Genomic DNA, 8,599 nt, shown 5'->3' on the forward strand with positions numbered 1-8,599 from the left:
AATTGTGGGATGTATTAACCTGGGAACAAGGTGCAGCACTGCTCAGGAATTCTGAGTTACTCAATCAACTTTTAGTCATCCCTCCCAGGAAAGTAGAAGCGGCTCAAAACGTAGCAAATACTGACACTAAGCTACAACAACTAAAAGAGCCTCTTGTGAATGTGGGGCTTTGGTTACGGGATGAAATTGACGAGTTTGCACAGACACTTTCTTGGGTGCTGCTACCAACGTTTGCGCCAGAAGCCGTTCCGTTGCGATCGCCAACTCAAGAATTAGAAGTCATCCTCAAACAGCTGGAACGCACTGGAAGTAATATTCCCTTGGTAGCGCGTGGTGCTTACTCTGACTTGAAGTTAGCAGAAAATGCCTTACGTCTCTATGCTGTTACCTGGCCTAGATTATCTCCGGAAAATCTCCCAGCCTGGACATTATTATTAATCTTAGGAGCTACGCCCGGTACAAGTCTAGTCGGTGGCGTGAAACTGCTCCTGAGTGACGAAAGCCATGTTTTACTCGAACGGATACTGGAGCCGAATACTGATGAAACTTATCTTTATGCTCAGGTAGCAGGGACATGGGATGAAGCGTTTACAGTTACCATTACCACTAAGCAGGGGGAATCGCTGACTTTGCCACCATTTGTTTTTTCTCCTGAGCAGGGTTGAAGGTTGAGAAGTTGAAGGTTAAATGTTGAGAAGACAACCTTCAACCTTCAACCTTCAACCTTCAAACCTACCCCTACGGGGAACGCTACGCGAACAACCTTTAACCCTTTGACTAATGACCACTTTCTACCTGAAGGTGCGGCTGTTTAATCAAACCTGTGTATTTGAGTTGTCTTGGGGTCAAGGACAACAACTTTCAGCTACCCTAACTTATCCAGAATCTTTGACAGCGTTCTATCAAGAGTGGCAGCGAGTCTATCTTAGTTATTACAAATCCGGGCTCCGAGGATGGATAGAAGCAAGTGGCAGCGTTACGACTCCTCCGATTGATTGGCACGCGAAGCTGGTGCAAACCGAAGCTAAATTATTGTCTGAATTTCATCACTGGTTGCGAAGTGCTGAGTTATTTGAAATTCGGGCGACAATTGCTAAGAGTCAAGGGATAGGCGGAGGTTTAATGGCTAAAGAAGCTGTTTCCTCAGTCACTCCACAATTTCAAACTCGCCGGTACAGGAGTCAGGAGTTAGGAGCTGGCAGTCAAGGTTCAACGGTTAATGTATTTCTCACTTGCGATTCTATTGAGTTAGAACGCCTTCCTTGGGAAGCCTGGGAAATTGGGGCGGAGTTTCCTATGTTCGGAACAATTCGCCTTGCCCGTACTCCAGTTGAGATTCGGCAAGAAACGGTGCCAAGTCGGAGAAAGAAGGCAAGAATTTTAGTGATTTGGGGAGATGATACCGGACTCAATTTTCAAGGCGACAAACAAGCTATGCGATCGCTCTCTCGAATCGCTGAGATCGAGTTTGTGGCTTGGCAACCCGGAGTAGACATTGCGGAATTCAAAGATAAAGTCTCTGCGGCTATTGCGGATGAACGCGGCTGGGACGTGCTGTTTTTTGCCGGACATAGTCATGAAACGACGATGACAGGGGGAGAATTAGCGATCGCACCGAATGCCTCCATGTCAATTTGTGAGATTATCCCTCAACTTTCCTTAGCCAAACAGCGAGGGCTACAGTTTGCTCTGTTCAATTCTTGTAGTGGTTTAAGCCTTGCCAGTTCACTGATTAACTTGGGGTTGAGTCAAGTGGCAGTGATGCGGGAACCCATTCACAATGCTGTAGCACAGGTGTTCCTGTTCAAATTTCTGCAAGGATTGGCGGAATATAAGGATGTGTATGATTCCCTCCTTGCCGCTTGTCAGCATCTTAAGGTCGAGAAGAATCTCACTTATCCGAGTGCTTACCTGATTCCTTCGCTATTTTGCCATCCGGATGCGGTTCTGTTTCGGATTAAGCCATCTGGAATTAAGGAAACGCTGAAGCGAATTTTACCCACTCCCAAAGAAGCGATCGCACTTTCGGCCTTAACCTTACTCAGCTTATCGCTCCCGGTGCAGGATTTTTTATTAGAGCAGCGAGTCTTCACCCAAGCCGTCTACCGTCAGGTAACCCGACAAGTTCCTGCGGCTGCGCCGCCACCCGTGCTACTGGTGCAAATTGATGAAAAGTCGATCCAAGAAGCAAAAATAGCTGACCCCAAACCGATGGATCGCAAGTATCTGGCGAGTTTGGTAGATAAGCTTTCGGCGCTAAATGCCAGAGTGATCGGGATTGATTATTTATTAGATCGCCCACAGGGGGAAAAGGATAGAATCTTAGCGCGATCGCTACAATCGTCTGTAATTCGTCAACCTCACCCCACCTGGTTTGTACTCGCCTCAGTTCGGGATGATACCGCAGGATGGTTGACAGCACTACCGGAAATCGCGACACCGAATTGGAGTTTACAAGGTTCTATTAACCTAAATCACGGGTATGTGGGACTGGTGCCGGAAGGGGATGAGGCTACTCAAAAATTGCCCTTCGCTTATTTAGTAGCATTGGCTTATGAGCTGAATCGAGAGGTAAAAACTTCAACTTCAGAATCCCCCCAACCCCCCTTATTAAGGGGGGAGCCACAGAAACTACCACAAGTTTTACCCCCCCAACCCCCCTTACTAAGGGGGGAGCCACAGAAACTACCACAATCTTTTACCCCCTTTTTTAAGGCTACGGTGTACACACATCTCGTAAATTCTCCTCACGATGCTGCATTGCGCCCCCCTAGCCCCCCAATTTTGGGGGGAACCGGAGTTCAAAGTCCCCCAGAATTGGGGGATTTAGGGGGCGAGAAAGACTTGTGTGTACACGGTAGCCTTTTTAAGGGGGGCAAGGGGGGATCGAACGGTATCAATCCCCAACTCAATAGCCAAACCGACTTTTTCTCCCAACTAACCCGTTATCTCCACCAAGAGAAGAGACTCGACTACAGAAGTGTATTCTCCCCTCTAGCGCAACTTCAGCCCATCACCAACTTTTCCTACGAGTGGGGTCAAATGTGGTTGCACCCAATTATTGACTTCTCCATTCCGCCCAAACAAGTCTATCAGCGTATTCCCGCTTGGCAGCTATTAGAGAGCAAAGCTAATTCTCCCCAATTCAGCCATCTTCAGCAGCAGGTTGTGATGATTGCAGCTGGGGGATATGGAGAGGCTGGGGTATTTCAGGAAGGACAAGACAATTTTCCCTTACCTGCTGCTGTGAGTTATTGGTTCCAACAAGCTAATCCTCCTGTACCGTGCCGCCGTTTTACAGGTGGGGAAAGCCATGCCTATATGATTCACCATTACCTAAACCGAAGACTGGTAGTGCCGATTCCTGATTTATGGCTGATTGGGGTAGCGGTGTTGTTGGGGAAGAGCATGGCGCTGGCAATGAAGCCGCGTCAGCAGCGCATCCGGTGGAGAATGCTACTCGGTGGCACGGCGGTTTATGGATTAGTCAGCTTACAACTGTATATTTGGGGGGCACTACTGTTGCCTTGGATTTTCCCCTCGGTAACGTTTTGGACTTATGCTCTGCCAGGGCTTTTGAGGAAAAAATCTGATGCTTCAAGGGGAATAGGGAGTAGGGAGTCGTGAGTAGGAAGTGCGTTGTTTTCTATTCCCGATTTCCGATTCCCGACTCCCTGTTCTCTTCTCACGACTCCCTACTCCCCAAACCGAAGGTTTTTGTAACAGCCTTGAGATCAGGGCTGAAGAGATTGGCTGGTGCTTGCGACTCCAGTCAAGCCAACTCGATAAAAGTTTTGTAAACTCGGCTTAATTACCTGCGTAATTTATGATTCTGGAGCTGATAGCTAAGAAAGTGGGAAGATGGCTTCTTGCTACTCCTAATCAATCACGGTTCTAGCCAAAAAAAGTGATTCCCAAGCTTAGATCATGTCCGCTCTCTAGAACCACACTAGGCAGGAATTTATAGTGAGCAATGCGAATCCTCTTAAAGTAGGCATCCAATCGATCGCTACAAACATAGTTTTGAATTTTGACAAAAGTGCATACCTCAATAGCCGTCAGAGCTATAGCTAATTAGGTAAGCGATCATCTTACCCGATGAGGATAAAAACTAAATGACTTAGGCAAGCTTTTCAGAACTCGCAAAACTTGATTATCTCAACAGGCTCAAATCTCTAATCGCTCCCTCATTTTTTAGATAAAGACATCACGGCTCAAGCCAATCATCAACGGAATCGGGCGGTGGGGAGTGCTGTATCTGGCTGCAATAAATTCTTTACAAATTGGGGTCTTAATCATGTTGAAGCCGTTTCTCAATCGTTGCACCTTAATGGCTTTGTTCGGTACAGTTGCGGTGATAAATCTTACCGCTTGTAGCAACAAAAATACTGCCAAGCTTTCCAATCCAACAGCAAGTACAGCCTTAACGCTTCCTGTTGCCACTGCGGCTGAGCCACCAGTGAAACCCCAGGAACCCGCCGCATCGCCGCCGGTGAAGCAACCCCAACCTTCTTCAGGCAGTGATAGCTACCAACAAGCAATAGATATTGCCACAGGTGCGGTTACCATCAGTCAATCAGCTCAGGGTCGAGCGGATTGGAGTTTAGTGGCTAACCACTGGCAAAAGTCTATTAATTTGTTGAAAGCCGTTCCTGCATCGAATCGCTACTATAAAACGGCTCAAAAGAAAGTGACTGAATATAAAGGTTATCTGGCAGATGCGAATTTAAAAGCCACACCAGCGCCGTCAAAACCCTGCACCGGTGAAACCAATCCTGGGTTTTTCTCCATCCCCATCAAAGGCAGACTCGATGGCACTCCCATTGTTGAAGTCACTTTCAATGACCATCAGAAATTTGACATGTTGTTTGATACGGGTGCTTCCAAAACTCTAATCACTGAAATGATGGCAGCTTCGTTAAGATTGCCAGTGGCAGGGATAGGAACGATGCAGGTTGCCGATGGGTCTGTTGTAATCATGCCCATTGCCCTGGTTCAGTCCCAGGAAATTGATGGTCGTTTCCGGATGGATGTACCAGTGGCTGTCGCACCCGAAGCAGCAGAGTTCGGTCTACTGGGACAAGATTTCTATAAAGGCTATGATGTCGCGATAAAAGAAGATGTGATCGAATTTCGTCGCCGGAGTTCCCAGCGATCGCATTCGGCAGCGTCCAAAGAGCGATCGCACAATCAGAAAAAGGCTGCCTGCTTAGTTGAGAGTAATCCCAAGTATTTCACCGTGCCTATCACAGGGCGAAAACATAACATCCCCATTGTTAAAGTCACCTTCAACGATAACTATACATTTCCCCTGTTGTTTGATACAGGTGCTTCGGGTACGGTGATTACCCTAGAGATGGCAGAGAAAATGCGCTTGATGCCTGTAGGCGTCACTAATGCGCAAGTTGCAGATGGTTCAGTAGCAAGCTATGTTGTTGCACAAGTGAAATCCCAAAAAATTGCTAGTCGCGTTAAGCGGGATATGGAAGTGATGGTTGCACCAGCCGCGATGGATGTTGGTTTATTGGGACAAGACTTCTTTGAAGGTTATAACTACACTATCCGAGAAAAGGTCATCGAATTTCGTCGCCAAGAGCCCTGATGAGTCAGGCAATCCTTATGAGGAACATCTCCAGACGCTGACCCTATGGGTACAGCGCTGGCTTCCGGAACCGAAGATTTTAAAGCGGCTGCGTTGCTAAGAGGGGAGCGGATTGTAATAGCGTCTGAGTGTAAGGATGCTGGGGGTTGGTGAAAAGTTCGTGAGTTGGGCCAATTTCCACAATTTGACCATTATTCATCACTGCAATGCGATCGCACAAAAATCTCGCTAACCAAAGATCGTGAGTAATGAATAGATAAGTCAGGTTAAATTCTTGCTTCAACTCCAGCATCAGTTCTAGCACCTGGGACTGAACACTGGCATCCAGCATACTCACTGGCTCATCACAGATTAACAGACTGGGGCGGGTGATTAAAGCACGCGCGATCGCCACTCGTTGCTGTTGTCCCCCGGATAAATCCGCCGGATAGCGATTATAGTACTCCTCTACAGGGGTTAACCCAACTCGCTCCAGCATTTGCCTCACCTGACTTCTCGCCTCTGTGGAAGTCGCCAGTTGGTGAATGAATAAGGGATCGGCAATACTCTGTCCCACTGTCATTAAGGGATTGAGACAAGCATGGGGGTCTTGAAATACCATTTGAATTTGACGGCGGATAGCCCTTAAGGATTGCCGATCAAGTTGGGCTAAATTCTGTCCCCTAAATTCAACAGTGCCTTCTGTTGGGCGAATCAGCTGCAAAATGGTACGGGAGAGAGTACTTTTACCACAGCCGGATTCTCCCACCAGACCAAAAATTTCACCTGGAGACAGGTCGAAGCTCACATCATCGACTGCCTTAATTACACGATTTCCCTTTTCCTTAGACAGCAGTTGTTCAATCATATTGCTTTCTAAGGTGTAATACTGCTTTAAGTTTTTCACCCGCAGTAGAGGAGTGTCGATTGTGGATGGGGAATTCTCCCCAGCTTCCGAGCGCCCGATCTGCCCATCTGTGTTATTCTCCTCATCATCAACTGCTTGAATATGCAGTGCGGCTTGTAGGAGCGATCGCGTATACTCGTGTTCGGGTCGCTTCAGAATTGACCCCACCGGCCCCGTTTCCACCATCCGTCCGTTGTACATGACCGCAATGCGATCGCAATATTCCCCAACCATTGCTAGGTCGTGAGAAATCAGTAAAAGCGCCATCTGTCGTTCCTGGCACAGACGCGTTAATTCTTTCAAAATCTGGGCGGAAACCGTGACATCTAGCGACGTGGTAGGTTCATCGGCTACGATGAGTTTGGGATTGAGCAATAGAGCCAGTGCGATCGCCACCCGTTGCCGCATCCCGCCACTAAACTCATGGGGATACTGCGACCAACGGTTCGCGGGAATCTTCACAGCATCCAGTGTCTCCAGCGCCCTTACCTTGCATTGGCTGCGATTCAACTGGGATTGGTGTGCCCTCAAGGTTTCGATGCAGTGTTCCCCAATCGTCATTAAGGGATCAAGTCGAGTCATGGGGTCTTGAAACACTAACGCCACCGCTTCCCCGCGAAACTGACGCAGCTGTTTGGGTGTCAAATCAAAAACCGACTGCCCTGCAAACCTTACCCGCCCCTCAATTTGGGTGGAGTCGGGTAGCAACCGCATTGCCGCCCGTCCCAGCGTTGACTTACCACAACCGGATTCTCCCACCAATCCCAGGCGTTCCCCAGCATCCAAGGTAAAAGAGACATCATCGACTGCCCAGCGATTCATTGTCACCGAACGGCTGTTGGGATAAGCAACCCGCAAATTCTCTACACAAAATAGGGCTTTACTCATCTTCCTTCCTCCGTGGAGACCCACGCTGTACCCGTAGGGTCAGCGTTGGGAGGAAACGGAGGGCAGCACTTAGCTCCCATACGCATAACCATCCTTCTTGTGAATAGGTGAACAAAATTTGTAGCTAATTCCTTGCACTAATCCAGCAGCTGCTGAGATGTTAAAGCTACCAGTAGCGCGAGTTGCTACGCGACCAACGTATATGCCAGTCTTTTTCCCAGTGGTGACAACCGCTTTCACAATGTCACCAGTCTGAAAACCTTTATGGTACTTGGTTCTAGAGCAATGCCTTGAAGGGAATCCGTATTTGTCAGTACGGCATTGCTGTCTAGTCCCGTGCCCACAAGCCTTAATCAAAAGAGGCTTATTCGGCAGATTGTCAAGTCGCTGCGGAGTAGATTCTCCGACACAAGCCGCGTCTAGCCAGTGGGTTTTTTCTAATCCCCTAGAACACCGATTAAATTTGGTGAGTCCCTCTGTACCTACTTCAACGGGTAGTCCCGTATCCAATAAGCGCTGCTTGAGTTCTAGTCGGGTTGCATTGACGGCTGCGGTATCCGCTAGAGGGCGCTTGGCTTGAATCAGGACTTTCTTGAGGATTTCAGGCTTACCTTTTAGGAAAACTTTTATGTCTTTCTCTCCCTTTTTTTGATTGCATTTGTGACACGCCAAAGTCAGATTGGTGATCCTGTTTGAGCCACCTTTGCATCTTGGGTGAATATGTTCAATCTCAAGTCTGATCTCAGTAGCTCCGCAGTACGCGCACTTTCTTTGCCATTTCTCCAACATGTACTCTCTCAGCTCGTATCCCATTAAGGAACCCTGCTGATACTCAACTTTGCTCATCTCTGGGTTACGCATTTTTTGAGTGTCGAAGCGGACTAACTCCTGAGAAATTGCAGTGATATTGCCAACTTTCTGTAATCGCTTTACCCAAGTCAAGATGTTATGAACACGACTCATTAAGCTTGGTGGCAACCCTTTCTGGCACCGTGTCCGGTTCAGAAACCGTGGTTTTCGGTAACGGGTTTTACGGTTGCGTCGGTTGCGTCTCTGGGCACGTCTTGCTGTTAGTGCTTCACGGATCGCAAAACCTCTATGGGTCAGTTCGGCTTTCCAGATAATTATGTTTCCTTGAAGTAACGCCAGTCCGGTAGTTTTAGTACCCGGGTCAATTTTTAGTCGAACTTGCTTGATTGAGAGTGCAGGGACATCCTTTTTCA

Annotated in this window: 5 protein-coding genes; 3 read left to right on the forward strand and 2 right to left on the reverse strand. The window is 48.0% G+C overall.

What is annotated here, in order from left to right:
- From V6C93_RS36875 to V6C93_RS36885, 3 genes are all read left to right on the forward strand, one after another.
- On the forward strand, nucleotides 1-665 hold a 665-nt coding region (locus V6C93_RS36875), incomplete at its 5' end, for a DUF1822 family protein (protein WP_333481667.1).
- Between the two features lie 115 nt (nucleotides 666-780).
- Nucleotides 781-3,627 carry a CHASE2 domain-containing protein gene (locus tag V6C93_RS36880; protein WP_333481668.1) on the forward strand — a complete coding sequence of 949 codons (2,847 nt, stop codon included), beginning with the start codon at nucleotides 781-783 and terminating at the stop codon, nucleotides 3,625-3,627.
- Between the two features lie 670 nt (nucleotides 3,628-4,297).
- Nucleotides 4,298-5,602 carry a retropepsin-like aspartic protease gene (locus V6C93_RS36885; RefSeq protein ID WP_333481669.1) on the forward strand — a complete coding sequence of 435 codons (1,305 nt, stop codon included), beginning with the start codon at nucleotides 4,298-4,300 and terminating at the stop codon, nucleotides 5,600-5,602.
- Between the two features lie 79 nt (nucleotides 5,603-5,681).
- On the opposite strand, the gene V6C93_RS36890 is transcribed toward V6C93_RS36885, so the two are convergent.
- Together V6C93_RS36890 and iscB are read right to left on the reverse strand one after the other, a co-directional pair.
- The gene (locus V6C93_RS36890; protein WP_333481670.1) at nucleotides 5,682-7,376 is read right to left on the reverse strand and encodes an ABC transporter ATP-binding protein; all 1,695 of its coding nucleotides are present in this window, start codon (nucleotides 7,374-7,376) and stop codon (nucleotides 5,682-5,684) included.
- A 69-nt stretch (nucleotides 7,377-7,445) separates the two neighbouring features.
- Nucleotides 7,446-8,599: RNA-guided endonuclease IscB (gene iscB, locus V6C93_RS36895; RefSeq protein WP_333481671.1), on the reverse strand; the 1,154-nt coding region annotated here is incomplete at its 5' end.

This window comes from Allocoleopsis sp. (assembly GCF_036703385.1).
Taxonomy (GTDB): domain Bacteria; phylum Cyanobacteriota; class Cyanobacteriia; order Cyanobacteriales; family Coleofasciculaceae; genus Allocoleopsis.

Excerpts from the sequence above, each read along its gene's own strand:
- V6C93_RS36880 (WP_333481668.1), top strand. The coding sequence starts at position 781 with ATGACCACTTTCTACCTGAAGGTGCGGCTGTTTAATCAAACCTGTGTA.
- V6C93_RS36885 (WP_333481669.1), top strand. The coding sequence starts at position 4,298 with ATGTTGAAGCCGTTTCTCAATCGTTGCACCTTAATGGCTTTGTTCGGT.
- V6C93_RS36890 (WP_333481670.1), bottom strand. The coding sequence starts at position 7,376 with ATGAGTAAAGCCCTATTTTGTGTAGAGAATTTGCGGGTTGCTTATCCC.